The 24,872-nt window shown below is 61.0% G+C and carries 23 protein-coding genes; 16 read left to right on the top strand and 7 right to left on the bottom strand.

Annotated features, from left to right (window positions below; translation table 11 throughout):
• The 3 genes from purN to ACTNFJ_RS07100 all read left to right on the top strand — a co-directional run bounded on the left by purN (nucleotide 1) and on the right by ACTNFJ_RS07100 (nucleotide 2,721).
• Nucleotides 1–609, top strand: coding sequence for a phosphoribosylglycinamide formyltransferase (gene purN / locus ACTNFJ_RS07110; RefSeq protein ID WP_435905705.1), 609 nt, complete (start codon nucleotides 1–3; stop codon nucleotides 607–609).
• A gap of 80 nt (nucleotides 610–689) precedes the next feature.
• Complete coding sequence (gene purH / locus ACTNFJ_RS07105) at nucleotides 690–2,348, top strand: bifunctional phosphoribosylaminoimidazolecarboxamide formyltransferase/IMP cyclohydrolase (protein ID WP_435905704.1); 1,659 nt, start codon at nucleotides 690–692, stop codon at nucleotides 2,346–2,348.
• Between the two features lie 19 nt (nucleotides 2,349–2,367).
• Nucleotides 2,368–2,721: a hypothetical protein gene (locus tag ACTNFJ_RS07100; RefSeq protein ID WP_435905703.1), complete on the top strand. Its 354-nt coding sequence runs from the start codon at nucleotides 2,368–2,370 to the stop codon at nucleotides 2,719–2,721.
• Nucleotides 2,722–2,787: 66 nt separating this feature from the next.
• Here ACTNFJ_RS07100 and ACTNFJ_RS07095 read toward each other — a convergent pair whose 3' ends face one another.
• Both ACTNFJ_RS07095 and ACTNFJ_RS07090 read right to left on the bottom strand, forming a co-directional pair.
• A complete protein-coding gene (locus ACTNFJ_RS07095; protein WP_435905702.1) occupies nucleotides 2,788–3,165 on the bottom strand; it encodes an META domain-containing protein in 378 nt (125 codons plus the stop codon).
• 87 nt (nucleotides 3,166–3,252) lie between these two features.
• Complete coding sequence (locus tag ACTNFJ_RS07090) at nucleotides 3,253–4,773, bottom strand: aldehyde dehydrogenase (NADP(+)) (protein WP_435905701.1); 1,521 nt, start codon at nucleotides 4,771–4,773, stop codon at nucleotides 3,253–3,255.
• Between the two features lie 232 nt (nucleotides 4,774–5,005).
• Between ACTNFJ_RS07090 and ACTNFJ_RS07085 the strand changes: the two genes are divergently transcribed.
• The 6 genes from ACTNFJ_RS07085 to ACTNFJ_RS07060 all read left to right on the top strand — a co-directional run bounded on the left by ACTNFJ_RS07085 (nucleotide 5,006) and on the right by ACTNFJ_RS07060 (nucleotide 9,935).
• Nucleotides 5,006–6,130 (top strand): LLM class flavin-dependent oxidoreductase, encoded by a 1,125-nt coding sequence (locus ACTNFJ_RS07085; protein ID WP_435905700.1) that lies wholly within the window; start codon nucleotides 5,006–5,008, stop codon nucleotides 6,128–6,130.
• Nucleotides 6,130–6,630: a MarR family winged helix-turn-helix transcriptional regulator gene (locus ACTNFJ_RS07080; RefSeq protein WP_435905699.1), complete on the top strand. Its 501-nt coding sequence runs from the start codon at nucleotides 6,130–6,132 to the stop codon at nucleotides 6,628–6,630. The genes ACTNFJ_RS07085 and ACTNFJ_RS07080 overlap by 1 nt, the downstream gene beginning before the upstream one ends.
• Nucleotides 6,627–7,406: a CE1759 family FMN reductase gene (locus tag ACTNFJ_RS07075; protein ID WP_435905698.1), complete on the top strand. Its 780-nt coding sequence runs from the start codon at nucleotides 6,627–6,629 to the stop codon at nucleotides 7,404–7,406. Before ACTNFJ_RS07080 ends, ACTNFJ_RS07075 begins: the two co-directional genes overlap by 4 nt.
• A 165-nt stretch (nucleotides 7,407–7,571) precedes the next feature.
• On the top strand, nucleotides 7,572–7,784 hold the full coding sequence (locus ACTNFJ_RS07070; RefSeq protein WP_435905697.1) for a hypothetical protein: 213 nt from the start codon (nucleotides 7,572–7,574) through the stop codon (nucleotides 7,782–7,784).
• A complete protein-coding gene (locus ACTNFJ_RS07065; RefSeq protein WP_435905696.1) occupies nucleotides 7,766–9,067 on the top strand; it encodes an APC family permease in 1,302 nt (433 codons plus the stop codon). Before ACTNFJ_RS07070 ends, ACTNFJ_RS07065 begins: the two co-directional genes overlap by 19 nt.
• 73 nt (nucleotides 9,068–9,140) lie before the next feature.
• Nucleotides 9,141–9,935, top strand: coding sequence for a gamma-glutamyl-gamma-aminobutyrate hydrolase family protein (locus ACTNFJ_RS07060; protein WP_435905695.1), 795 nt, complete (start codon nucleotides 9,141–9,143; stop codon nucleotides 9,933–9,935).
• A gap of 68 nt (nucleotides 9,936–10,003) precedes the next feature.
• On the opposite strand, the gene ACTNFJ_RS07055 is transcribed toward ACTNFJ_RS07060, so the two are convergent.
• Nucleotides 10,004–10,462 carry a flavodoxin domain-containing protein gene (locus ACTNFJ_RS07055; protein ID WP_435905694.1) on the bottom strand — a complete coding sequence of 153 codons (459 nt, stop codon included), beginning with the start codon at nucleotides 10,460–10,462 and terminating at the stop codon, nucleotides 10,004–10,006.
• 45 nt (nucleotides 10,463–10,507) lie between these two features.
• The gene (locus ACTNFJ_RS07050; RefSeq protein ID WP_435905693.1) at nucleotides 10,508–11,782 is read right to left on the bottom strand and encodes an FAD-dependent oxidoreductase; all 1,275 of its coding nucleotides are present in this window, start codon (nucleotides 11,780–11,782) and stop codon (nucleotides 10,508–10,510) included.
• A gap of 220 nt (nucleotides 11,783–12,002) precedes the next feature.
• On the opposite strand from ACTNFJ_RS07050, the gene ACTNFJ_RS07045 reads away from it, so the two are divergent.
• The 5 genes from ACTNFJ_RS07045 to ACTNFJ_RS07025 are packed head-to-tail and all read left to right on the top strand — an operon-like array spanning nucleotide 12,003 to nucleotide 16,846.
• Nucleotides 12,003–13,223 carry a cytochrome P450 gene (locus ACTNFJ_RS07045; RefSeq protein ID WP_435905692.1) on the top strand — a complete coding sequence of 407 codons (1,221 nt, stop codon included), beginning with the start codon at nucleotides 12,003–12,005 and terminating at the stop codon, nucleotides 13,221–13,223.
• 56 nt (nucleotides 13,224–13,279) lie between these two features.
• Nucleotides 13,280–14,701, top strand: coding sequence for a glutamine synthetase family protein (locus tag ACTNFJ_RS07040; RefSeq protein WP_435905691.1), 1,422 nt, complete (start codon nucleotides 13,280–13,282; stop codon nucleotides 14,699–14,701).
• Complete coding sequence (locus tag ACTNFJ_RS07035) at nucleotides 14,698–15,405, top strand: substrate-binding periplasmic protein (RefSeq protein WP_435905690.1); 708 nt, start codon at nucleotides 14,698–14,700, stop codon at nucleotides 15,403–15,405. Before ACTNFJ_RS07040 ends, ACTNFJ_RS07035 begins: the two co-directional genes overlap by 4 nt.
• A gap of 2 nt (nucleotides 15,406–15,407) precedes the next feature.
• On the top strand, nucleotides 15,408–16,121 hold the full coding sequence (locus ACTNFJ_RS07030; protein WP_435905689.1) for a gamma-glutamyl-gamma-aminobutyrate hydrolase family protein: 714 nt from the start codon (nucleotides 15,408–15,410) through the stop codon (nucleotides 16,119–16,121).
• A complete protein-coding gene (locus tag ACTNFJ_RS07025) occupies nucleotides 16,118–16,846 on the top strand; it encodes a type 1 glutamine amidotransferase (RefSeq protein ID WP_435905688.1) in 729 nt (242 codons plus the stop codon). Before ACTNFJ_RS07030 ends, ACTNFJ_RS07025 begins: the two co-directional genes overlap by 4 nt.
• A gap of 72 nt (nucleotides 16,847–16,918) precedes the next feature.
• Here ACTNFJ_RS07025 and ACTNFJ_RS07020 read toward each other — a convergent pair whose 3' ends face one another.
• The 3 genes from ACTNFJ_RS07020 to ACTNFJ_RS07010 form a co-directional block, all read right to left on the bottom strand.
• On the bottom strand, nucleotides 16,919–17,659 hold the full coding sequence (locus ACTNFJ_RS07020; RefSeq protein ID WP_435905687.1) for a cache domain-containing protein: 741 nt from the start codon (nucleotides 17,657–17,659) through the stop codon (nucleotides 16,919–16,921).
• Nucleotides 17,656–18,333 (bottom strand): FadR/GntR family transcriptional regulator, encoded by a 678-nt coding sequence (locus ACTNFJ_RS07015; RefSeq protein ID WP_444711770.1) that lies wholly within the window; start codon nucleotides 18,331–18,333, stop codon nucleotides 17,656–17,658. Before ACTNFJ_RS07015 ends, ACTNFJ_RS07020 begins: the two co-directional genes overlap by 4 nt.
• 126 nt (nucleotides 18,334–18,459) lie before the next feature.
• Complete coding sequence (locus ACTNFJ_RS07010; protein WP_435905686.1) at nucleotides 18,460–22,209, bottom strand: multifunctional oxoglutarate decarboxylase/oxoglutarate dehydrogenase thiamine pyrophosphate-binding subunit/dihydrolipoyllysine-residue succinyltransferase subunit; 3,750 nt, start codon at nucleotides 22,207–22,209, stop codon at nucleotides 18,460–18,462.
• Nucleotides 22,210–22,441: 232 nt separating this feature from the next.
• On the opposite strand from ACTNFJ_RS07010, the gene ACTNFJ_RS07005 reads away from it, so the two are divergent.
• Complete coding sequence (locus ACTNFJ_RS07005) at nucleotides 22,442–23,815, top strand: hemolysin family protein (protein WP_435905685.1); 1,374 nt, start codon at nucleotides 22,442–22,444, stop codon at nucleotides 23,813–23,815.
• Entirely contained in the window at nucleotides 23,812–24,858 is a 1,047-nt protein-coding gene (locus ACTNFJ_RS07000; protein WP_435905684.1) for a hemolysin family protein, read from the top strand. Before ACTNFJ_RS07005 ends, ACTNFJ_RS07000 begins: the two co-directional genes overlap by 4 nt.
• Nucleotides 24,859–24,872: the final 14 nt, after the last annotated feature.

Genomic DNA, 24,872 nt, shown 5'->3' with positions numbered 1-24,872 from the left:
GTGCTGAAAATCGCGGTCCTCATATCGGGTGGGGGCAGTAATCTCAAAGCGCTGCTTGACGCGGCTGCGGAGCCGGGTTTTCCCGCCCGGATCGTCGCTGTCGGCAGCGACACCGAGGCGCCCGGCCTCGCTCACGCGCGCGCCGCAGGCGTGCCGACATTTATCGTGAGGCCTGGCGACTACGACACTCGTGAGGAGTGGGGGCAGGTTCTCGCCGCGGCCCTGCAAGAGCACGGAGTGGGCACGGGACCTGATCCCTGCCTCGTGGTGAGCGCCGGCTTGATGCGCATTTTGCCGGCAGGCTTTGTGCGGCTCTTCTCGCCCCGCCTGATCAACACTCACCCGGCGCTCCTGCCGCTCTTCCCCGGTGCACACGCCGTGCGCGACGCGCTCGCCGCTGGAGCAACTGAGACGGGAGTTACCGTCCACGTTATTGACGAGGGCGTTGACACCGGCCCGGTGCTCCGGCAGGCCCGAGTAGAGATACTTCCGGGCGAGGCCGAGGCGGATCTGCATGAGCGCATCAAGAAGATTGAGCGGCCCCTTCTTGTCGAGGCCGTGCGCGAGATAGCCGAGGGCACTCTTCTGCTTCCCGGCGAGCGCGGTTAGCGCCGATCCACACCTGATTCATCCCACCGACAGTCGACCACCCGAGAAGCGACATCCGCCGCGTCACGAAGGAGCCTCCTATGGCAGTTCAGAGCCACGACCCCAGCCTCTACGAGCACCGAGACACTATTCCGGTGCGTCGTGCCCTGATCTCAGTAAGTGACAAATCGGGCTTGCTCGATCTCGCGACTGCGCTCGTCGAATCGGGCGTCGAGATTGTGTCGACCGGTTCGACCGCACAGACCGTGCGTGACGCAGGGTATGTTGTCACGGATGTCGCCGAGGTGACAGGCTTCGCTGAGGCTCTCGATGGTCGCGTCAAGACGCTGCACCCAGCCGTGCACGCCGGGCTTCTGGCAGACCTGCGTTTGGCGGATCATCGCGCGCAACTCGAGCAGCTCGGCTACGCGGGATTTGAGCTCGTCGTAGTGAACCTGTATCCCTTCGAGCAGACGGTTGCCGCCGGCAAGCCCGCCGCTGACGTGATCGAGAACGTCGATATCGGGGGTCCCGCGATGGTGCGCGCGACCGCAAAGAATCACGCGAACGTGGCGATCGTTGTGTCGCCCTCGCGGTATGAAGAAGTCATCTCAGCGGTGCGATCGGGCGGTACGTCACTTGCCCTGCGGCGTTCACTCGCCACCGAAGCGTTCGTGCATACCGCGCAATATGACGCCGCCGTTGCGAATTGGTTCCTTGACCAAGAGGATGGCGAGTGGGGTGCATCGGAAGTCGATGCTGACGCAGAGGCGGATGCCTCAGTCGACAGCATCTTTGCCGACAGTGACGGCTACGTGGGCTATGAGATGTTTGGGCTGCGCGAACAGGTGTTGCGCTACGGCGAGAACAGCCATCAGCGTGCAGCGCTCTTTACAGAGACTGAGGGCGCCGGTATAGCTCAGGCGACCCAGCTGCACGGCAAAGAAATGTCGTACAACAACTACGTGGATGCCGATGCCGCGTTGCGCGCTGCATTCGACCACGAGCGGCCCGCCGTTGCGATCATCAAGCACGCGAACCCCTGCGGCATCGCCGTCGCGCCCGAACAAGCTTCCGATCCCATTGCCGCAGCACACGAGTTGGCTCACGCCTGCGACCCGGTCTCGGCGTTCGGGGGAGTCATCGCGGCGAACCGCGTTGTCACAGCGAAGATGGCAGAAACCGTCGCTGAGATTTTCACGGAGGTCGTGGTCGCGCCCGGCTTTGAACCCGAGGCCCTCGCGATTCTGACGCAGAAGAAGAATGTGCGCTTGCTGGTGTTGCCCGCAGACTTCGCACCAAACCCGGTCGAGCTGCGTCAGGTCTCTGGCGGGTTCTTGCTGCAGGACGCAGACCGTGAATTCGCTGGGACGAGTGAATGGGAATTGGCGGCGGGCGAAGCTGCTGATCCCGAGACGCTCGCCGAGCTTGAATTTGCCTGGCGCGCATGTCGAGCGGTGAAATCGAACGGCATTATTCTGACCGCGAACGGCGCCTCGGTCGGCGTCGGCATGGGGCAGGTGAATAGAGTCGATTCCTGCAGGCTCGCGGTGAGCCGCGCAGCGGAGCGCGCTCAGGGCGCGGTCGCAGCATCAGACGCCTTCTTCCCTTTCGCTGATGGCCTGCAGGTGCTGCTCGACGCGGGGGTGCGTGCCGTCGTGCAGCCCGGTGGATCGGTACGCGATGCCGAGGTAATCGAGGCTGCGGTAGCAGCTGGCGTCACAATGTACTTCACAGGGGAACGGCACTTCTTCCACTGAGCCGGATAGTATTGATTTCATGGAAATAGTCAAGGGAACACTCGTCGTTTTGCACATCGTCGGCTTCGCTGCGGTGTTCGGAAGTGTTATGGCTCAGATGCCAGCAGTGAAGCGCGGTCGCGCGATCATCACCAATGGTGTGATTCACGGCCTGAGCACCATGTTCGTCACCGGCCTGCTGCTGGTCGCAATGAAGTACATGCTTGACGAGCCCGTGAATAACTTCAAGATCACGGTCAAGCTCGCGGTACTGATAGCGATGGTTGTCATCGTGCTGATCAACCGCAAGAAGGACAGCGTGAATGCGGGCGTGCTCGGCGCCGTCGCAGGCCTTGGCGTTGTCAACGTGGCCCTCGCGGTGCTCTGGCAGTAGTCTCCCAGACTAGACAACGAGGGGTGGATCACGCAGCGTGATCCACCCCTCGTTGTCTATCAACGGCTACTCGGCGACGCGCTCTAGGGTGCCAATCTTGCTGTCTGAGGCATCGCTGACAACCAGTAAATCTCCATCCACTCGTGCGGTGGCAGCCTCGCTCAGCCACGTGTCGACGCCCTCGCAGAACATCATCGTCGAACCCATGTTTCCAAATTCAACGACGTCGCCGTTGACCGTGTACTCCCCGAACAGTCGATTGCAGCCGTCGGTGCCGCCGAACGTGCCATCTTCCGCAAACTGGATTGAAGGCTGCCCCTGCGCCTCGCTATCGCCCCAGGTGCCCACGACGTCCGCGGAGCCGCCCGATGTGCAGCCTACGAGGGCGGCCGTGAGGCTGATGACTGCAGCTGTGGCGGCGATCAGCCGCACGGAATGATTCATCTCATAATCGTAAACGGTTTGGCGAAACAACGTGCGTAACCGCACACGAAATCCGAGCCGGAGTGCCTGGTGCGAGTGAGATTGGGCCTAGCGGAAGCTGGCGCCCCAACTGTGCGATTCACCTGCTGGTGAAATTGCCTGGGCGACACCGAGTGGATTGTCATCGCGGAGCGCCGCTGGCAAGAACGCGGCAGGGGCGTTCTGATAGGCAACCGGGCGCAAGAATCTGGTGATCGCTGCGGTGCCCACCGAGGTGCTGGAGTCGTTCGTGGTTGCTGGCCAGGGGCCTCCATGCTGCTGCGCGGGTGTGACGGCAACACCGGTCGACCAGCCGTTGAAGAGCACTCGACCCACCTGCTGAGTGAGGGCCGCAACGAGCGCCTGCAGCTCCGCCACGTTCTCGGTGTCGCCCGCTCCCTCGGCGGCACTCAGGTGCACGGTGCCCGTCAGGTTACCCTCATAAAACTCGGGCATGAGTGCAGCCAGATCGGTGCCCGCAGGAACCTCAACCAAGATCGAGAGCGGCCCGAAGGCCTCCTCGACCAGGGCGTGAGTGCTCGCACGGAAATCATCGAGCGAGACCGCCACGATGGTGGGAGTTGCCCACCCTTGCTGCTGCTCGTCAAAGCGAATCCCGCCGGCGATGACTGGACGAACGCCGGGGGAGGCGAGGATAGCATCGCGTCGTTCTGCGAACGATTGAGCAATGCGAGGACCGAGCAGGCGGTGTTCGGGCAGGTCGTTTCCTGCCGCGGCTATCGCTTCGTTCAGGTGCGACCCCTCCGGGATGAATACAAATCCGGGTTTCGTGCAGAGCTGGCCCGCCGAGCCTGACACGCTTGTCAGGTAGCCTGCAGCGATCTCATCGGCGCGCTCGGAGATGGCGTCAGCGGTGATGAACACCGGATTAACGCTGCCGAGCTCGCCGAAGAATGGAATCGGAGCGGGCCGCGATGCTGCGATGTCGGCGAGCAGACGGCCCACCGCGATAGAGCCGGTGAAGGAGCCGGCCTTGATGCGCGCGTCCTTCAGTATCGCAACGCCGGCTTGCTGGCCGTGCACCAAGTGAAAGACGCCGTCGGGCATCCCCGATTTTGCGAGGGCTTCGCGCGCCACGGCAGCTGTGGCGTCGGAGAGTTCGGGATGACCCGAATGTGCCTTCACGATCAACGGGCAACCGGCGGCGAGAATCGCCGCGGAGTCGCCGCCGAGCACCGAGAAGGCAAACGGAAAGTTGGAGGCAGAGAAGTTAATCACTGGGCCCAGGGGTAGCAGCACCCGGCGGATGTCGGGGCGCGGACCGAGCACAAAGGCAGGATCGGCGTGGTCGATGCGCGCATCGAGATAGTCACCCGCGGAGAGCGCTTCGGCGAACAAGCGCAGCTGCACGGCTGTCCGCTTCACCTCGCCGGTGAGTCGCGCCTCGGTAAGGCCGGTCTCACGCATCGCGATTTCGACCAGCTGCGAACTCGCACCTTCGAGCGCGTCGGCGACACAGACGATCGCTCGGGCGCGGTCCTCCGGCGCAGTCGCGGCGAACGCGGGCGCAGCTGCGGCGGCTGCTGAGACTACTGCCTCAAGTTCGGGGGACAGAGTGGACTCGACCATGAGTTGCTTCCTTTGGGGCTGGAGATGGAGATGAAAGATTGAGGTGGCGCAAGCTGCCACGAACTATTTCCCCATTCTTCCACCACTCCGGCCAGAAAAGTGACAGCGCGCTGCCGGGCCCTTCTTGCTCCATTTGCTTGAAAGTTTGCGTAAATAAATTCATTAGAATATAGTTGGGTGTAGCCACAACTCGCGTCGCATATTCGGTGCGCACACGCACGCAGGGAGCATCATGGAATTTGGAGTCTTCTCGGTTGGCGACCTCACTGTCGATCCCACTACGGGCATCATGCCCACTGAAAATGAGCGCATCAAGGCGCATGTGGCGATCGCGAAAAAGGTCGAAGAAATCGGCATTGATGTATTTGCGACGGGAGAACACCACAATCCTCCGTTTTTCCCTTCCGCTCCGACGACTTCCCTGGCCTATATCGCTGCGGTTACCGAGCGGATCACGCTCTCAACCGCGACCACGCTGATCACGACCAACGACCCTGTAAAGATCGCGGAAGACTACGCGACGCTGCAGCACCTGGCCGACGGTCGTGTCGATCTGGTGATGGGTCGAGGGAACACAGGCCCGGTCTACCCGTGGTTCGGCAAAGACATCAGGCAGGGAATACCGCTGGCTATCGAGAACTATGCCTTGCTCCGGCGCCTGTGGGATGAAGAGGTTGTTACCTGGGAAGGTCAGTTTCGCACCCCTCTGCGAGGATTCACGTCCACCCCGAGGCCGCTCGATGCTGTTCCCCCGTTTGTGTGGCACGGCTCGATCCGCAGCCCTGAAATTGCGCACCAGGCTGCCTTCTATGGCGACGGGTTTTTTGCGAACAACATATTTTGGCCAAAGGAACATTATCAGCGACTGATCTCGATCTATCGCGAGCGCTACGAGCACTACGGGCACGGGAAATCGCACCAGGCGATCGTTGGTCTCGGTGGCCAGTTCTTTCTCGCGAAAAACTCTCAAGACGCCATCAGGCAGTTCCGTCCGTACTTCGACAATGCGCCGGTCTACGGGCATGGGCCCCGCTTGGAGGATTTCATGGAGCAGACCCCACTGATCGTGGGGAGCCCGCAAGAAGTGATCGACCGCACACTTTCCTTCCGTGAGTGGGCGGGCGACTACCAACGCCAGTTATTCCTCATCGATCACGCGGGCTTGCCGCTCAAGACCGTACTGGAACAACTCGACATGTTCGGAGAGTTGGTGTTGCCGGTGTTGCGAGCGGAGTTTGCGAAGAATCGCCCAGCAGACGTTCCTGAGACTCCGACGCACGCATCGCGTCTTGCCGGCCGCACTGCCCGAGGATCAGAAGCTGCAGGTCCGGCCCACGAGACAGCGCGGGCCGCCTGATGTTCGGTGATGCGAGTGGGCCCGCAGCTCTAGCGGTCGAGGCCTGGGAGGCGCTCTTCCGGGCGCAATCGATCCTGTTTCGCAAGTTCACGGAGACGCCCATCTGGCACGGCCGGACGACCCGCGAGTATGACATCTTGTACCAGCTCGGCAGGGACGGGGAGAGGGGAATGCGGCAACGCGACCTCACCGAGCGTCTCTTCATTCCTCAGCCCTCCTTGAGTCGAATGATCGAGAGGCTCGTCACTGAGGGGCTCATTGACAGGAGTCCGGACCCCAGAGATGGGCGAGGAGCAATCTTGATGCTCAGCGAAACGGGCCGGGCGTTGCAACGCCGTATTGGCGCGGGTCACGCGTCTGACATAGCTCAGACGATGCGCGATCGGCTCAGTGAGGATGAATTGCGCACGCTGAAGCACTTGGCAGAGAAGCTTGCGCCGCCTGCCGGCCTGGACCACGCAGAGAGCGCAGCAGGCGCAGAGAGCGAAGTGCAATCGTGAGTCATCCCTCTTCCACTCCCCGGGTACGCTTGGTTGCGGTCTCGGGGGGTCTCGGTGCGCCGTCGAGCACCCGCCTCCTCGCCGATCGGGTCATCTCCTACGCGGATCGCGCTCTGCAGGCGCACGGGATCTCCGCCGAAGTCAAAGTCATTGAGCTCCGGGACCTTGCTGGTCAAATCTCCAACAACTTGATCACTGGGTTCGCTGAGCCGAAGCTCGCCGAGGCGTTGCGAGAGGTTCGCGAGGCTGACGGGCTGATTGCGGTCACCCCGGTCTTTAACGGCTCATTCGCGGGATTGTTCAAGTCGTTCTTTGACCTCATCGCACCCGATGACATTGAGGGCACTCCTGTGGCACTTGGGGCTACCGGCGGTAGTGCACGCCACTCTCTCGTCGTGGAATATGCTCTTCGGCCACTCTTCTCATACCTGCGCGCGCTCCCGATGCCCACTGGCATCTTTGCTGCCACGGCCGACTGGGGAGCCACAGAGTCGGGTGATGCCCAAAGCGATGGCGTCGAGGATCGTGCGGCGCGTGTGGGTCGCGAACTTGCTTCGGCTATGCGTGTCAGTTTGCTCGGATCGGAGGGGGAACCTGGAGGCCCCGAGACCTCTGCTTCGGTTGCTCTCCCGACTCAGTCGATCGCCCCGACGACTACGGATTTCACACCTGAAGCTCGTGCGGCGGATCAAGGAAATGCGGAGCATTCGGGTTTCGCTGAGCTGATGGAGAAGTACGCGGACCAGTCAACCCGCCGCGAAACCAGATCGAAATAATTCATTTATTTGTGAATGAATCAGTCGCAAATAAAGCGGTGAAGTTGGGTCAAATTTCAGATATGACTTGAGTAGGAAAACATCTAGATGTAGGTTGTATCTATTCCGTTCGCATCCAGCAACGGAAGTGTCTCTGGCGATTGTACGAGGGAGTACGGAGCAACAATGACAGATACCACACCCGTGACTGAACACGATGAAGATGCCGCTCACCTGGCATCTCTCGGGTACAGCTACGACACAACGTTTAAACGCGAGATGAGCTTCTTCGGCAACGTCTCGCTCGGCTTCACTTACCTTTCTCCGATCGCAGGCGTCTACTCGATGTTTGCGATCTCGCTCGGCACCGCAGGCCCCCCATGGCCTGGGCGCTCGTGATCGCCCTCGTCGGCCAGTTCCTGGTCGGCTTGATTTTCGGCGAGGTCGTGTCAAATTATCCGGTTGCTGGTGGTGTGTACCCGTGGTCACGTCGTCTGTGGGGTCGCAAGTACGCCTGGATGAACGGGTGGATTTATGTGGTCGCGCTCGTGGGCACCATCGCTGCGGTCGCCTACGGCGCCGCACCGTTCGTGGGTTCGCTGTTCGGTGCCTCGCTTGATGGAGTGGGTATCGTCCTGATCGCTCTCGGCACACTCGTGGTCGCCACGATCCTGAACTTCTCCGGAACCAAGGTGCTCAGTATTGCCGCAATCGTCGGCCTGATTGCCGAGATGATTGGTGCTGTTGTTATCGGCATCTACCTCATCTTCTTTGGCCGACAGCACGAGTGGTCGATCTTCTTCGACAATCAGGGCATCGGCAACGATGCTCCCGGTGGCTATCTTGGTGCATTCGCCGCAGCGGCCCTGATCGGTATGTTCGCCTACTACGGCTTTGAGGCCAATGGTGACGTCGCGGAGGAAATCAAGGATCCGAGCCGCCAGGTGCCGAAGGCCATGCGTATGACGCTCTACATCGGTGGCTTCGCGGCGAACCTGCTCGCGTTCTCGCTGGTACTTGCCGTTCCCGACTTCCAAGCAGTGGCGGACGGTACCGTCACCGATCCCATTGGCGAACTGCTGATGGCGAACTTCGGCCCGATTTTCCCGATTGTGATGCTCTTCATCGTCATCGCATTCATTTCCTGCATCACGAGCCTGCAAGCAGCCGCGAGCCGCCTGATCTACTCGATGGCCCGAGACGGTTTCCTCCCTGGCTCCGCGAAGCTCACAAAGTTCAATGCCAAGCGTCACGTACCGAACAACGCACTGCTCGTCGCTGCGATCGTTCCGGGACTGATCGTGATTCTCTCGCTGTTCCTCGTGCAGGCACTGTTCGCCTTAGTCGGCTTCGGTACCGTGGGGATCTACATCGGCTTCGGCATGGTGGTGCTCGCCGCACTGCGCGCACGAATCAAGGGATGGAAGCCCGCAGGCAAGTTCAAGCTCGGCGCCTGGGCCTACCCGGTGAACATCCTGGCGCTGCTCTGGGGAATCGTGGCGGTTATCAACATCATCTGGCCACGTCCGACGGGTGGTACCTGGGTGGAAGACTACCTCCTCATCATGACCACGGTTGGGGTCATCGGAATCGGGTGGATCTACATGCTGGTTTCGAAGGCCTACCTCCGCGGAGATGCTCCCGCAGCAGACGCGAGCGGCCCGATCAAGACCGTAGTGTAAATAACGTACGCCAGCGCGGGCGGTCGACTCTTCGGAGTTGGCCGCCCGTAGCTGTGTCTAGAAAAGGAATTCCATGTCAGATCTCGCCGTTGACCCCGCCGTCTTTGAACAGGGAGAGGAGGATGCAACCGGGCCCCTCATCCCAGTGGTTGTCTCACTGACCTTCCCAGGCATGGGCGAGGTGTCGCACCAATTGATGTCTGACTTCACGAGGATCGCGTTCGAAGCTGTGCGTGAGGCGGGAGGGAGGCCCAGGTTGGTCAACTCATCGGCCCCCACGTTTCAACCTGCAGACGAGGTGTTTGCGCGCGCAGAAGGGATTCTCTTCCTCGGAGGGGGCGACGTAGACGGCGCGTTGTATGGGGTTGAGGAGCTGCCGGCAAACTCGTACGGGGTCGATCGTAGGGCCGACGATTATTGCATCGATCTCCTCAGGGAATCGGTGGCCCGAGATCTTCCGACACTCGCGATCTGCCGTGGATCCCAACTCCTCAACGTCGCCTTTGGAGGAACACTGATCCCTGATATCGAGGAATTTGGACCTCATCGCGGAGGCCCCGGCTCTCCCATGTTTCTCGACGAAGAGGTGGTGCTCGAATCCGGCAGCGAGATCGCGAGGATTCTCGGGCGCGAGAAGGTTACGGTGCGCTCAGGGCATCATCAGGCAGTGGCCGAGGTGGGCTCGGAACTCCGCGTCACCGCTCGGGCGCACGATGGTGTGGTCGAGGGGACCGAGCATCGCACCGCGAGTTGGGTGATCGGAATTCAATGGCACCCGGAGGAGCCTGAAGCCGACGTGAGTGATCGTAGACGTGTATTTGGTGCTCTGGTCGAGCGGGCTCGAACAGTGGCGGCCTCTGAGCACTAGCCACGGGCGAGAAAAAGTAGGGAGGGGTGCGCGGATCACCGCACGCCCCTCCCCACACAAAGCGTTGGCTATGCAGGCACCCCTGCGGCCTCAAGCACCCCGGGAAGCCATTCGAGCGCGACATCGCTCGGTAGGTCCCAGGAGGATGCGTCGTGGCGGCCGTATTCACCCACACGAACCGCACCCTGCGCGGCGAACCGGCGGTCGAGGTGCTCGCTGCCTTGGCTGTAGGTCTCTTCGTAGAAGGTGTCGCCAAGACCGAACATGGCGTAACGCACACCAGTGAGGTCGGGGAGTGCTTTGTCGAACGCCTCAGCAAAGGGGATTGCCGTGTTCGGGAGGTCACCCTCGCCGTGGGTTGAGCAGACCACGACATAGAACGAGTCGGCAGTCATCGCTTGGGGGTCAAAATCTTGCAAGTCCGCGACCTCCACCTCGTCGGTGGTCTCGCGCAACTTCGCTCCCAGGTCTTCGGCGATCAATTCTGAATTCCCTGATTCGGTGCCGTATAGCACTGTGAATTTCACAGCTGATGTCCTCTCGTATGTGCGTATGGAGTGTGCAGCAAGGGGCTACCCTTCACCGCGAGCGACCGCAACCATGCGGTCGTGATCTGAGACTTTGCGCCTGACGCGATCGGGAGATGCGGCTTCTCGTTCAAAGGCATCGAGCACGAGCCACTGCGCGTAGCTGATCGCCTTCTCCTGAGCTGCCTCCGGCAGACCAACAAATCCGAGTTTATCCCCTGAAGCCGAGAGCGTGCCCGTTTGCAGGTCAGCGGTGATCTCGTCACTGACTGATTTCGCGCACGCGCGGTTCTCGGGGATAGCGCCTCGGGGGCCGCGCTTGGCCCAGCCGGTTCGGTACAGCCCCGGCTCGACCCGGCCGGTCTCTGACTGCTGCGCGATGAGCGCCTCAAGTGTGCCCGAGCCGGCAGCGGTGAAACCTATGGCGGTCACGACGCTGGTTGCAGGAATCGTCACAATCTGCGAGCCATCTGTAAACTCAACGCCTTGCACCCGGCTATCCCCGACTACGCGTACGGGGGTGAGTGAGAAGCGAAGATCTACTCTCGGCCCCTGATACTCGGGCCGATCCACCGAGAGCATCTCTGCGAGCGCCTGAAGCCTCGCCGTCTGCGTGCGATCTAGGGCCGGGTCTGGCGCGCCGAGTGTGTCCGGCGAGCGATACGTTGCACGCTCCAGCGCGGCGAGCTCCTTCAGCATCTGCGGATCGCCTTTGGAATCGACTGCACCAGAACGGCTAACGAGCGTGACGCGCTCCGCAGGTCGGGAGAGGTACTGTTCCAAAGCGGGATCGGCAACGTCGCTCGCGGCGTACCCGCCCCTGTCCTTCACGAGGAAGCGCAGGATGTCGAGGGCGACATTGCCCGCGCCGATGATCACGACGTCGCTGCCAAGTTCGGGAAGCTCATTACCGTCTCCGGGGTGGCTATTGAGCGCACGTGTAATCGTTCCCGCTCCCACGACGCCCTTCAGGTTGCCTCCGGGCAGCGCCAGCTCGCGATCAGCGGCGAGACCAGTCGCCAGCACCACCGCGTCGAAGCAATCGCGCAGTTCGCGCAGCGTGAAGTCGGTGCCCACCTCAAGATTTCCAGCGAATCGCACGTTGGGCGATTGAAAGAGCCGCTCAAATTGCCGGATGATCGCCTTGGTGTGCTGATGATCAGCAGCAACGCCATAACGGATCAACCCAAACGGTGATACCAGCCGATCGATGATGGTGATCTGGCTTTCCGGCTGCGCGCGGAGGAGCGCCTGGGCTAGGTAGCAGCCGGACGGGCCGCTCCCGACGATGGCGATCTGTGGCTGGATTGAATCGGTCATGCCAGCTCCTTTGCAAATCGGGCACGCCCCTCAAGATGAGGTGCGTATTGAGCATATTGTACGCATAAAAGTTCACCTAGTGAATGTTTTATTTCCATAGCTTCACAGAGTTTTAAATTCACAGCTTCTCGACTTGTGAATTAAATCATTCATGTATAACTTATTTCCCAAGCGCCGCTTCCGTTCGAGAGTGGGCGCAGGATTCGACAAAGGAGTACGGATGTCCGCAGAGACTGTGCCGGTCGAGGTTCCCTACCTTGATATCGCCTCACCTAATTTTGCAATGAGCTCCGAAGAAGTTCGTGACGCGCGCGAGCGCAACTGGTATGCGAAGACCAACTACGGATACGGCATTCTTCGTTACAAAGAAGTTACCGAACTGCTCAAGCACCCGAGTCTCAATCAGGGCAGCGCCAAGTGGCCCGAGCACCATGGTGTTCACTCAGGGGTCTTCTATGAGTGGTGGGCAAAGAATCTTCTCGTTCTCGAAGGCGAGGAGCATCACCGCATCCGGCGGCTGCTGAACCCGGCCTTCTCGCCAACGGCCGCGCGCAGGCTCGAGCCCGAGTTTGCCGAGATCGCGAACGAACTTATCGCTGACATGAAGGCCAAACATGCTCGTGGTGAGACTGTGGAGTTCGTCGCCGATTTCTCCGAACCGTTTGCCACCCGCGCCCTCTGCACCATGATGGGCCTTTCTCACGACCACTGGCCGTTCATTGCGGATCGTGCAAACACCGTCGGGTACGCGCTGAGCGTCTCAATCAAGGAAGACATCGAGCGGATCGATGTCGCGGTGAAGGAACTGTACGACTTTGTTGACGAGCTCATCACCGAGCGCAAGGCGAATCCCGGGCAAGACGTGGTCTCGCGTCTCGTGCAGTTTTCGGAAGCAGGTGACAAGCTCACCGACACGGAGCTGCGCAATGCGCTCGTGCTCATGCTCTTTGGTGGGATGGATACGACGCGAAACCAGATCGGCCTCGTGTTGCAGACATTCATGCGTCATCCCGAGCAATGGGACCTGCTGGCACAGAACCCCACTGAACTTGCGAAGCCCGCGCTTGAAGAGGCGCTGCGAGTCAACCCGACGACCCGCTGGGTGACGCGCGAGGCGAATGAGGATTTTGAGTTCCAGGGCCTTTCGATTGAAAAGGGCACTACGGTGCACCTGTTCACCATGTCGAGCGGCACCGACCCGGAGGCATACCCCGACCCTGAGATTAATATTCAGGCGGAGGATCGCAAACCTCATCACACTTTCGGCGGCGGCGTCCACCATTGCCTCGGCCACTACATTGCCCGAGCCGACATGAGCGTGGCACTGCCCCTCTTGGCACAGGCATTCAGCAACATCTCTTGCCCCGGGGGTGACGAGTGGCTGCCCGATTCCGGTAACCACGGTCCGGTCCGACTGCCGATCACGTTCAGCGTGCGCTAGTTTGCGCTGATCCACACTCCATAGACGAACGACACAGCTGTCAACGAGAGGAAATCATGACCGATCTGAGCACAGGAGGGCGCTTCGGCGCGGCCCTGCGTAAGCTGCTGGAAGACGACACCGCCTTCTCGCGCCACCAGGAGGCCAACCTTCGCCCCGAGGTAGTTGAGGCTCTGCGCAAAGCGATTGAAGAATCCGGCGTGAAGTACATCTACTACATGCTTCCGACCGTCGGGGGCCGCACGGTCGCCAAGGTGGTGCCTGCCGAGCATTACGCGCGCATGCTGAAAAAGGGCATCGCCTTCCATCGCACCGCGCTTACTGATCTGCAAACGAGCCGTGAGGGCGAGCTCATCGGCGGCGGGGTCGACGCGCACGAGTTCTGGGGGCTTCCTGAGCCTGAGACGTTCCAGGTGCTTCCGTGGGATCACGAGGTAGGCCGGATCTTCTGCACAGCCTACGATCCGCCCCACTTGGGCAAAGGCGGCGGCCGGCTGATTCCGCTCGACGTGCGCGCCCTGTTCCGCGCCGCCCACGCCGGGTTCACCGAGCGCACCGGGCTGGAACTGCGCAGTGGTCTCGAGCCCGAGATGTCGTGGGCTGGCCCCGGCATGGAGGTCAACACCAAAGATGACCAGAGCCCGGCATACCAGGTGGAAAACCTGGAGCGGATGCGCCCGGTCTACAAAAAGCTATATAGCTACTCGCAGGAACTGGGTTTTAACATGATCCAGGGCGACTACGAGGATGACGGTCAGCTTGAGCTGAACTGGGAGTATGACCGTGCCGAGCTCACTGCCCAGCGTATGACGGTCTACCGTCAGGTGTGCAAGCAGGTTGCTCGCGAACTCGGACTCCAGGCTAGCTTCATGCCGAAACCCTCCAACGGCAAGATGGGCAACGGATGTCACCACAACCTCAGCTTGTGGCGCGGCGATGAGAATGTGATCGAAGACGGCCGCGTCGAGTTGCACGTCACGGAAACCGCGCGCCACGCTATCGGTGGCATGCTGGCACACACGCCCGGTTCGATGCTCGTGATGGGCTCGACCGTGAACTCGTACAAGCGTTTCTGGGACGCAGGACAGTTCGCACCCTCCGGCGCCGACTGGGGTCTCGACACTCGTGGGGTTGCGATCCGCATCTCAGCGAATGGTCGGATGGAATACCGTCTACCCGACGCGAGCGTGAACCCCTACTTGTCACACCTGTACTTGCTCGCTGCGATTGAGCACGGACTGGAAGCGCAACTCGATCCGGGCGATCCCGGCGTTCCGAGCTCGGTGATCAGTGACCTCGTGGTTCCAAACACCCTCGGTATGGCCATTGAATCGTTCGAAGCCGACGAGTACCTGATGGGAGCAATGCCTCAGGAACTCACCGACATCTACCTTAAGCTCAAGCGAGACGAGTGGGCCCGCTACTGCGGCCAGATCTCGCAGTGGGAATTCGATCAATACTGGGAGGCAATTCCATGACCCGCACCATCCGCTTGGCCTGCATCGATTCAGAGGCCCTGCCGCTCTTCGCCAAAAGCCCCGACGGGGTGACCCGCGACGGGTATGAGCCCGACGCAGCGAAGCTCGTCTTCGACCGGATGGGCGCGACCATCGAGTGGATCATGGTGCCCTGGGAGGACATGATCCCCGCAGTTCGCCGGGGAGACGCGGATGCCGTCTGGTGTGGTCAGGGAATGACCGCAGAGCGCGCTGCGCAGGTCGACTTTACGCACCCATACGCGGTGTTCAACGAGACCCTGATTGTCCGCGCAGCAGATCCGGCGCGCGCAATCGATCAGCTCGAAGGCTACAAGATCGGCGCAATCGCGAACTCGACGAACATGAAGCTCGCCGAGACGTTCCCGGGCGTGGAACTTGTCAGCTTCGGTGCGAGCGACGACGTATTTAGCGACATGATCGAGGCCACCCGTTCGGGCGAGATTGACGGCTTTGTTGATGACGATGTCGTGATGATCCCGCTGGGTGAAGAAGACCCCGATTTCGTGGTCGCCTTCAACGTCGAGACCCGCAATCGTTGGGGCATCGGCGTCGCTCCAGGGAACGACGCTCTGCGACTTGAGATCAATACAGCGCTTGAGGCGGTGCTCGCTGACGGCTCTCTTGAGCAGGTCTGGAAGAAGTGGATGCCACTTCTTCCGTTCCCGTTGCAGGGGGAGTTCTAGACATGATCGCACCTCGCATTGGCGTTACCGGAATGTGGTCGAACCAGATCCACGGTCTGCGTTTCGACGGCAGCGCGGTTGCCTCTGCGGTGCTGCGCTCGGTGATTCGCGCGGGCGGTGAGCCACTCACGCTGTTTGCTGAGAGCGCATCGCCCGCGGCCGAGCGGCTGCGCGGGTTCGACGGGTTACTCGTTCCTGGCGGGTCAGACATTGATCCGCGCAGGTATGGTCAGGAGCCACTCGAGACCACCTCGACCGCGGACTTCGCAGCACAAGATCAGTTCGAAGCGGACATGATAGCTGCGGCGATTGAGCTGGGTCTTCCGGTGCTCGCGATTTGCCGGGGCTTTCAGCTGCTGAACGTCGAACACGGCGGCACAATGGTGCAAGACGTCGAGGCTGACAGCATCCATCGCAACAGCATTCACGACGTGTCAATTACGGCCGATTCGGCGCTCGCCGAAGCGATCGGAGGCACCCACCTTCCGGTATCGTCTTACCATCATCAGGCCGTGGATCGAGTCGGCGAGGGGCTACGAGTCGTGGGCACCGCGCCAGACGGGGTAGTCGAAGCGCTTGAGCACCCGACTGCCGAACTGATCGCAGTACAGTGGCATCCGGAAGACAACGCCGCGGTCGATGAGCGCCAACACGCTCTCTTCCAATGGCTAGTGGATCGCGCGCGCATGCGCGCACGGCATGAGGAGATTGCGTGAGTGGCGCACGGGTACTTGTAGTTGAGCATCAAAGCGACGCGGGTTTAGGCCTGGTCGGTGAGCGATTGCGCGAGAGCGACGTCGAGATCGTCACCGTCGGGCCAGACGCTGGTGAGCCGATTCCCGACAGCCTGCAGAACTTTGACGCACTGATTGTTCTCGGCGGTTCCATGGGGCCCACCCAAGACGATGTGGCTCCCTGGCTTCCGGCCACCCGCAAGCTGCTGGCAGAGGGCGTCGCAGAGGGCCTTCCGACCCTCGGGATCTGCCTCGGCGCGCAGCTGCTTGCCACCGCCACCGGCGGACACGTGCGCACGATGCCGGGGGGTCCCGAGGTGGGGGTGCACGGGGTGCATTTTCATGAGAGTGCCGCCCAAGATCCACTATTTGCAGGGTTTGCGGGTGACACGCTGCCCGCGGTGCAGTGGCACTGGCTGGAGGCCGACGAGCTGCCTGAGAATACGCGCGTGCTGGCATCGAACAGCGCGTGCCCGAATCAGGCGTTTCGAATCGGTGAGCGGGCCTGGGGCGTCCAATTCCATCCGGAGGCACTGGGCGACACCGCACAAGACTGGGCGGATGACGGCAAGGGTGATTTGGATGAGATCGGGCTTGAGCCTGAGGCAGTTGTGGGGTCGGTTCGGGCTGCCGAAGCCGACCTGCGGGAAGCCTGGTCTCAGGTTGCCGATCGCTTCATCGAAGTCATCCGAGCGTCCACGCACTGATCAGGCAAGTCGCCGAGCAGGCAAACGCTCGGGCGAGAAGGTCGCTGAACCCGTGCTGCACGCGGTACGGGTTTAGCGACCGAGGTCGAGCGGGACGAGCAGCTGCACGTCTTTTGAACCCGGCAACAGCTGAATGCGGCGGAAATTTGCTGAGGCCTCGGTAACGTGTTCGCCGGGGAGAAACAGTGAAGTGTTACTGAGCAACACGTTGTCATGGCGGCCGACGAGCACGAGATTGTGTGCGCAGCTCAGCAAGGTGGGGAGTAAATCGGCCTCAAGGTCTTCCGCCTGAATGTCATTGCCTACCGCGCCGAAGCGTTTGCCCTGCACATCTGCCGGGACGGTAAGTGTCAACACGTATGCTTCAACGCCGAGATAGTCGATATAGGGCCCGACCAAAGCTGGAACGCCCTCGTGAAAGGCGCGAATGAACCATTCGTGTTGCTCGTAGTCGTAATATCGGTCAGCCCCGGGCACGACCCCGAAGGAATACCGGGCGAAACGCGTCTCATCTTCACGCACCCACCACTCCAGGTGGCCATTTGGGGTGCCGAGCGCGGAGTGGGCGAAAATGAGCCCGCAGCCATCTACGACAAGGTTGTCGGCCAGGTAATGTGCTGCGGTGCCTTTGAGCTTGCGGCGGCTGGTCTCTGTGAGGTCAAGCAGGCCTGACTCATCAAAACTCAGGTGCTCGGTGAGCTGGTCGGCCAGGCCCTGCAGCCTGGCGAATCGATCTTCGAACCAGCGGGTCAGTGATCCCGCGACATCATCGATCGTCTGCGTTTCGGGAGCTGTTACAGGATCCGGGTTCATCGGTCGCTTCCGGTTTCTTGTGCAGGCTCACGGGGAGTCACCTGTTGGGGCAGTTCAAGCTTCGCATCGATGATGCAGCGCACGTTTCGCATGGCATGCTCCTCTGCGAGGCGTTGCGCTTCCGAAGGGTGCTGTTGCTCAATCGCCATGATCAGCGCAAGGTGTTCGTTGAAGGCTTCCTGGGCGGAAGCGTTTGAGGTTTCTGAACACCATAGGAGCGGACCGATCTCGGTCTGTAATCGCTGCTCGGCAGTCAAGATCCGCTGCGACTGGCTTAATACCGCGATCTCGACATGAAAGCGATTGTCAGTGAGTGAGAGCTCTTGCACACCGCGCGATTCCCGCGCACGAAACGCAAGTTCGGCGAGCCGAGTGTGCTTGCCGGGCGGAATTCGCTCCGCCGCAAGCCGGGCAGCCATCCCCGAGATGGCGCCGTGCTCATCAGCAAAGTCGCGCAGTTGCACCACGCTGATGCGACGCAGCGCGGAGACCAGGGTGTCGGTGGAAGGGAATGGTGCCTGAACGACAAAGGTGCCGCCGTTGCGCCCGCGCCGGGTCTCGACGACTCCCTGCGCTCGCAGTTGCGCAAGAGCCTTACGCAGGGTAGCGACGGCGATCCCAAACTGATTGGCGAGCTCAGCTTCGGGTGGCAGCCGCTCGCCAACGCGCAACATGCCCAGGGAGATCGCAGACGCAATGCGCTCGGCAATGCCCCGAACCTGGTGGCCCGGGAGCTCGCCTTCTGCGTTGAGGTCAGCACTGCTGAGCAGCGGCTGTTGGACTGATATGGTCGGGCCTTTCTACTGCTCCGACCCGAGGTGCAAAGCGCGCTGGAGCAGACTCTCCTGTTCCACGGCGTGCACCTTTGCCGACCCCGTCGACGGGGCGGCCGAAGCCGGTCGGGATACCACTCGAATTCTGTCACTCACCAGACGCCCGGACAGGGCGAGGGAGAAGAACGGCCACGCGCCCTGATTCTCAGGCTCGTCTTGAACCCACACAATCTCGGCACCGGCGTAGCGCTCTTGTCCTAGCGTGCGCATCAGCTCAGCGACTGGAATCGGATAGTACTGCTCGATGCGAACGACCGCGATCCGCGGGTCCGGGTTCTTCTCGAGTGCCGCGCGCAAATCGTAGTAGACCTTGCCCGACGTTAGGAGCACACGCTGCACCCCCGAATCCGCAGCCTGAGAATCGTCAATCACGGGTTGGAATCCACCCGTCGTGAAGTCTTCCACGCTCGAAGTCGCGCCTCGCAGTCGCAGCATCGACTTCGGAGTGAACACGATCAGTGGCTTTCGCGGACGTGCGTAGGCCTGTCGACGAAGCAGGTGAAAGTAGTTTGCCGGCGTGGACGGGCGCGCCACGATCATGTTGTCCTCTGCGCACAGTTGCAGGTAACGCTCGATACGCGCGGAAGAATGGTCTGGCCCTTGACCCTCATAACCATGGGGGAGCAGCATGACGACCGAGGATTGTTGACCCCATTTCTGCTCGGCGGCCCCAATGTACTCGTCGATGACGCTCTGCGCACCGTTGGCGAAGTCACCGAACTGCGCCTCCCAGAGCACCAAGGCGTCCTCGCGCTGCAGTGAGTAGCCGTACTCGTAGGCGAGAGCTGCATACTCAGACAGAAACGAATCGTAGATCCAGAAGCGGCCCTGATCTTCCGACAGGTTGAGCAACGGCAGCCATTCCTGACCATTGGACCGGTCATGAAAGACTGCGTGCCGCTGCGCGAACGTGCCGCGGCGGGCATCTTGGCCCGCGAAGCGCACCGAGGTGCCTTCCATGAGCAACGATCCGAGGGCGAGGAGTTCGCCGAATCCCCAGTCAATCCCGCCCTGCCTGCTCATCTCTGAACGCTTCTTGAGCAACTGCTGCAACTTCTGGTGCACAGTGAAACCCTCGGGTGGCTGCGCGTGAGCGTCGCCGATGCGTTCGATCACACTGCGATCCACCGCGGTTTCGATGCTGTGAATGACGGGAATCTCGGCGGTCGCTGGACTTGAGATGCCGCTCTGATCGATGATCGGAATGGCTCCCGTCTGAGCGGCGTGGGTCTCCATGAACGCCTGCTCGAGCCGGCTCTGGAAGTCCTGCTTTGCCTTCTCGTACTCTTCCTCGGTAATGTCGCCGCGGCCAACCAGGCTCTCGGTGTAGAGCTTTCGCGTCGACCGCTTTGCCTCGATGAGGTCGTACATCAGCGGCTGCGTCATCGAAGGGTCATCGCCCTCGTTGTGTCCGCGGCGACGGTAGCAGACGAGATCGATGATCACGTCGCGGTGGAAACGCTGACGGTACTCGTAGGCGAGCTTGGCGACTCGAACGACTGACTCAGGGTCGTCTCCGTTGACATGGAAGATCGGCGCCTGCACGACCTTTCCGACGTCGGTCGAGTAGATCGCCGACCGCGAATCTTGCGGTAACGTCGTGAAGCCAACCTGGTTATTAATGACCACGTGGATCGTGCCGCCCGTGCGATATCCGCGCAACTGTGACATCTGCATGGTCTCATAGACGACGCCTTGGCCGGCCATTGCCGCATCTCCGTGGATGAGGATGGGTAGCGTCGTGAAGGAGCCGATGGGCTTGAGATCCTGCTTCGCGCGCACGATGCCCTCGACCACGCCGTTGACCGTTTCAAGGTGCGATGGGTTTGCGGCGAGGTGCACGGGTACCTGCGTGCCATTAGGTGCAGTAAAGACCCCCGAAGTTCCCAAGTGGTACTTCACGTCTCCGGAACCGCCCTTAGCGGACTGTGTTCCCTCGAACTCGCGGAAGATTTGTCCGTAGGTCTTTCCGGCGATGTTGCTGAGAACGTTCAGGCGGCCGCGGTGTGCCATACCCATGTCGACACTATCGACGCCGTCTTCGGCGGCATCAATCAGCATTGCGTCAAGCAACGGGATTAAAGATTCTCCACCCTCGAGACTGAACCGCTTCTGTCCGACGTATTTCGTCTGCAGGAAGGTCTCGAAGGCCTCGGCCTCATTGAGCTTCTCGAGGATGCGCATCTGCTCGTCGTGACCCGGCTTCGCGTACGGCACTTCGACCTGCTCGCGGATCCAGGCACGCTGATCGGGGTCCTGGATATGCATGTACTCAATGCCGATCTTGCGGCAGTAAGAGTCGCGCAGCACACCCAGGATGTCTCGCAGCCGCATGGTGCGTTTGTTGCCGACGCCACCCGTAACGAACTCGCGATCCAGATCCCAGAACGTCAAGCCGTGATTCTCGATCTCGAGGTCCGGGTGCGTGCGCTGCACGTACTCCAGCGGATCAACCTCGGCCATCAGGTGACCGCGCACGCGATAGGAATTGATCAGTTCTTGCACTCGAGCTGACTTGTCTACCTGGCCAGAAATGTCGACGTGAATGTCGCTGGCCCACTGCACCGGCTTGTACGGGATACGGAGTGCGGCGAAGATTTCCTCGTAGAAGCCATGACCGCCGATAAGGCGCTCGTGGACTTTCTTTAAGAATTCGCCGCTTCCCGCGCCCTGAATGACCCGGTGGTCATAGGTGCTGGTGAGGGTGATTGTCTTCGAGATGCCGAGGTTGGTGAGCGTCTCTTCGGCAGAGCCTTGGAACTGTGCCGGATACTCGAGAGCGCCCGCACCAATTATGGAACCTTGCCCCTGCATCAATCGGGGGATCGAGTGTACGGTACCGATGCCGCCCGGATTGGTCAGAGAAATCGTCGTTCCCTGGAAGTCGACAGCAGCGAGCTTGCCGTCTCGGGTGCGCCGAACCAGATCCTCGTATGCGGCCAAGAACTCGTTGAAGTCGAGGGTTTCTGCACGTTTGATCGATGGAACGAGGAGGGCACGAGTGCCGTCTGGCTTGGGTACGTCGATCGCGATACCAAGGCCGATGTGAGCGGGCACCACGATAGAGGGCTTGCCGTCGACCTCTTGATAAGAGACGTTCTGGCTGGGGAAGGTCTTGAGCGTCTGGATCAGTGCCCACGCGATGATGTGGGTAAACGATACCTTGCCGCCACGGCTGCGGCGGAGATGATTGTTGATCACAATGCGGTTGTCGATCAGGAGCTTGGCGGGCACCGTGCGAACGCTCGTCGCGGTCGGGACCAGAAGACTTTGATCCATATTTTTGGAGAGCGTACGGGCCATGCCCTTAAGTGGAGTGACCGTGTCGTCTTCAGCGCCGGTGGTAATCGCCTCGGTAACCGGGGCTTTTCGGGGAGCGTCAGCTGGGATCGGCGTCGAACGAGGGGCCACATTCGTGGTTCGAGAGGGCTGTACTGTTCCGGTCGCACCCGTGACAGGTGCTGTCGGGTCGGGCTGCGCGTTGGCGTCAGGAGCCGGAGCCGCGTGGGCAGCCGCCGGAGCGGAAGGCGCGGCCGATGCGTTCGCTTCATCTAAAGTCGGATTGCCTGCATATTTCTCAAGCACCGGCCACCATGACCGATCCACCAGGTTCTTGTCGATTGAGTACTGTTTGAACAGCTCATCGACCAACCAGGCGTTTGCACCGAACTCTTCTGCGGAGCCTCCGTTGCCAGAGACGTGGGTCCGCTCAGCCAAAGCGATGTCCTCTCATAGTGATGACGCGCGGGAGTACCCGCTAGAGCCCTCGCAGCCACACTGCACGCTCGACTTCTAGCCTACTTCCTTTGTCCGGATCCCGTATGCTCCCGCGAAGGACCCAGGGCGTCGCTGCTAGAGTTAACGCAATTATGGACGTACCCTCTCGAAGACAGTCGGACCCCCCGAGTATCTACCGCGCTGACGCGCGGCATCTTGCACGGACACACGTATGAACGAGTGGTGGCTGCTCGGCATCGGGATTGTACTAACTTTCGGCACCGGAATTTTCGTCGCCGCCGAGTTCGCCTTGGTGGGCCTCGACCGCCAGGAACTCGAGCGTCGTCGCGACGCCGGTGAGCCTGGACTCGAGCGTGTCATCAGAGCCCTCAAAATCACTTCCACCCATCTGTCAAGCGCACAGCTCGGGATTACCCTCACGACGTTGCTCGCGGGCTACACTCTTGAACCTGCCTTGAGCGGATTCCTCTCGGGGCCTCTCGGAGCGCTCGGAGTGCCGGAAGAGTTGCGACGCACGATTAGCGCACCGCTCGCGATTCTCTTCGCGACGCTTCTCTCGATGGTGGTGGGCGAACTCGTTCCCAAAAACTTTGCACTCGCGCGACCGCTGCAGACCGCGAAGATTGTCATGCCGGCCCAAGGGGCGTTCACCACGGTCTTCAAGCCTGCGATTCTGCTGCTGAACGGGAGCGCAAACGGCCTGCTGCGTTCGATTGGTATTGAGCCCAAAGAGGAACTCTCTGGAGCCCGAACTGCTGAAGAACTTTCGTCTCTGGTCCGGCACTCGGCGAGCGCTGGTTTCCTTGAAGCGGACACTGCCACCTTGTTGGGTCGCACGTTGCGTTTCGCCGAACGCGCGGCCGTAGATGTGATGACGCCGCGCACACGCATCGAGAGTCTGCATCGCCTCGATTCGGCGCAGGCGGTCCTCGAGCTCTCTGGGCGTACGGGTTTTTCGAGGTTCCCAGTGATCGATGAGGATCGAGACGATGTGGTCGGCGTAGTGCACGTCAAGCAGGCCGTCGCAGTGCCACGGCTCAAGCGGGCGGAGGTGCCGGTCGCCGCGTTGGTGGAAGAAGCGGTGCGTGTTCCCGAAACCATGCGTCTTGACCAGCTCTTGGAGGAGCTCCGCACCCGGGGCTTTCAAATGGCCATTGTCGTCGACGAGTATGGCGGCACGGCGGGCATCGTGACTCTCGAGGACCTGGTCGAGGAGATCGTTGGCGAGGTGGCAGACGAGCACGATCGCGCCCGTGCGGGTGTAGTGGGTACCGCCGCTGAGATGACGTTCCCAGCTGATTTGCGACCAGATGAGGTGCGCGAGCAAACCGGCATCGAGATTCCCGACGGTGACCACTACGATACGGTCGCAGGATTCGTGCTGATGAGCCTGGGGCGGATCCCGGAAGCCGGTGAAGAGGTCGACCTGGAAGACGGCGCGAAGCTTCGCGTCGAGCGGATGGAGGGTCGGCGGATCTCCCGGTTGCGCTATCTGGGTGTGCCGGTTCCCCCTGAACCCCAGGGACAACCGAGTTCCTCTGAATCGACGGCGGATTCGTCCAGCCTCGAGAAGGGCACACGATGAACGACTGGCTGGGAATTTTTTGGTTGGTGGTACTGCTCATCGCAAACGCTTTCTTTGTGGGGGCAGAGTTTGCGGTGATTTCTGCCCGCCGGTCGCAGATTGAGCCGAAGGCCGAAGCAGGATCCAAGCGCGCGAAAACGGCGCTATGGGCGATGGAACATGCCACTCTCATGCTGGCAACAAGTCAGCTCGGCATCACGGTCTGTTCGCTCCTGATCTTGAACGTGTCAGAGCCCGCGATCCACCATTTGCTGGAGGGCCCGCTCGCGTGGACAGGACTTTCCGCGCAGGCGGTGAGCATCACTGCCTTTGTAATCGCACTGCTTCTCGTGACCTATCTTCATGTGGTGTTTGGCGAGATGGTGCCGAAGAACGCGGCGTTTTCAATGCCCGATCAGGCGGTGCTCTTGCTCGCACCGCCGCTCGTGGCCGTATCGAAGCTGTTCGGCATCGTCATAGCTGGGTTGAACGCGATCGCTAACGGCGTTTTGCGGCTGTTTGGCGTCGAACCAAAATCGGAGACCAACAGCACCTACACGCTCGAAGAAGTTGCCAATATCGTGAGCCACTCAACGCGCGAGGGAGTGCTTGAAGACCGCACCGGGGCGCTAACTGCGGCTTTTGAGTTTACGACGAAACGGGCGATGGATCAGGTGGTACCCGCCGATCGCCTGGTGGTCTTGCCTCAGGGATCTACACCCGAAGATGTCGAAGCGGCGGTGACTCGACACGGCTTCTCGCGCTATCCGATCGTGGATGCCGAGGGCGACTTCATCGGCTATGTCCACATCAAAGACCTGTTGAGGCTTGGGGAAGAGCGGATCACTGAACCAATCCCTTCCAAGCGAATCCGTGACATGCTCACCGTGCACGCTGAACTCGACCTCGAAGATGTCCTTGCTCGAATGCAGGGCAAAGGAGTGCACCTGGCGCGAGTGATCAACACTGAGGGTGAACTGCTCGGGATTGTGTTCCTCGAAGACGTGATTGAGGAATTGGTGGGCGAGGTGCATGACGCCACTCGGAGGCAGCGCTTCGAGTAGGGAGCGGCGCGTTC

This window comes from Leucobacter shiyiweii (genome assembly GCF_052446065.1).
Classification (GTDB): Bacteria; Actinomycetota; Actinomycetes; order Actinomycetales; family Microbacteriaceae; genus Leucobacter.
This window is presented reverse-complemented; position numbering and strand designations above follow the sequence as displayed.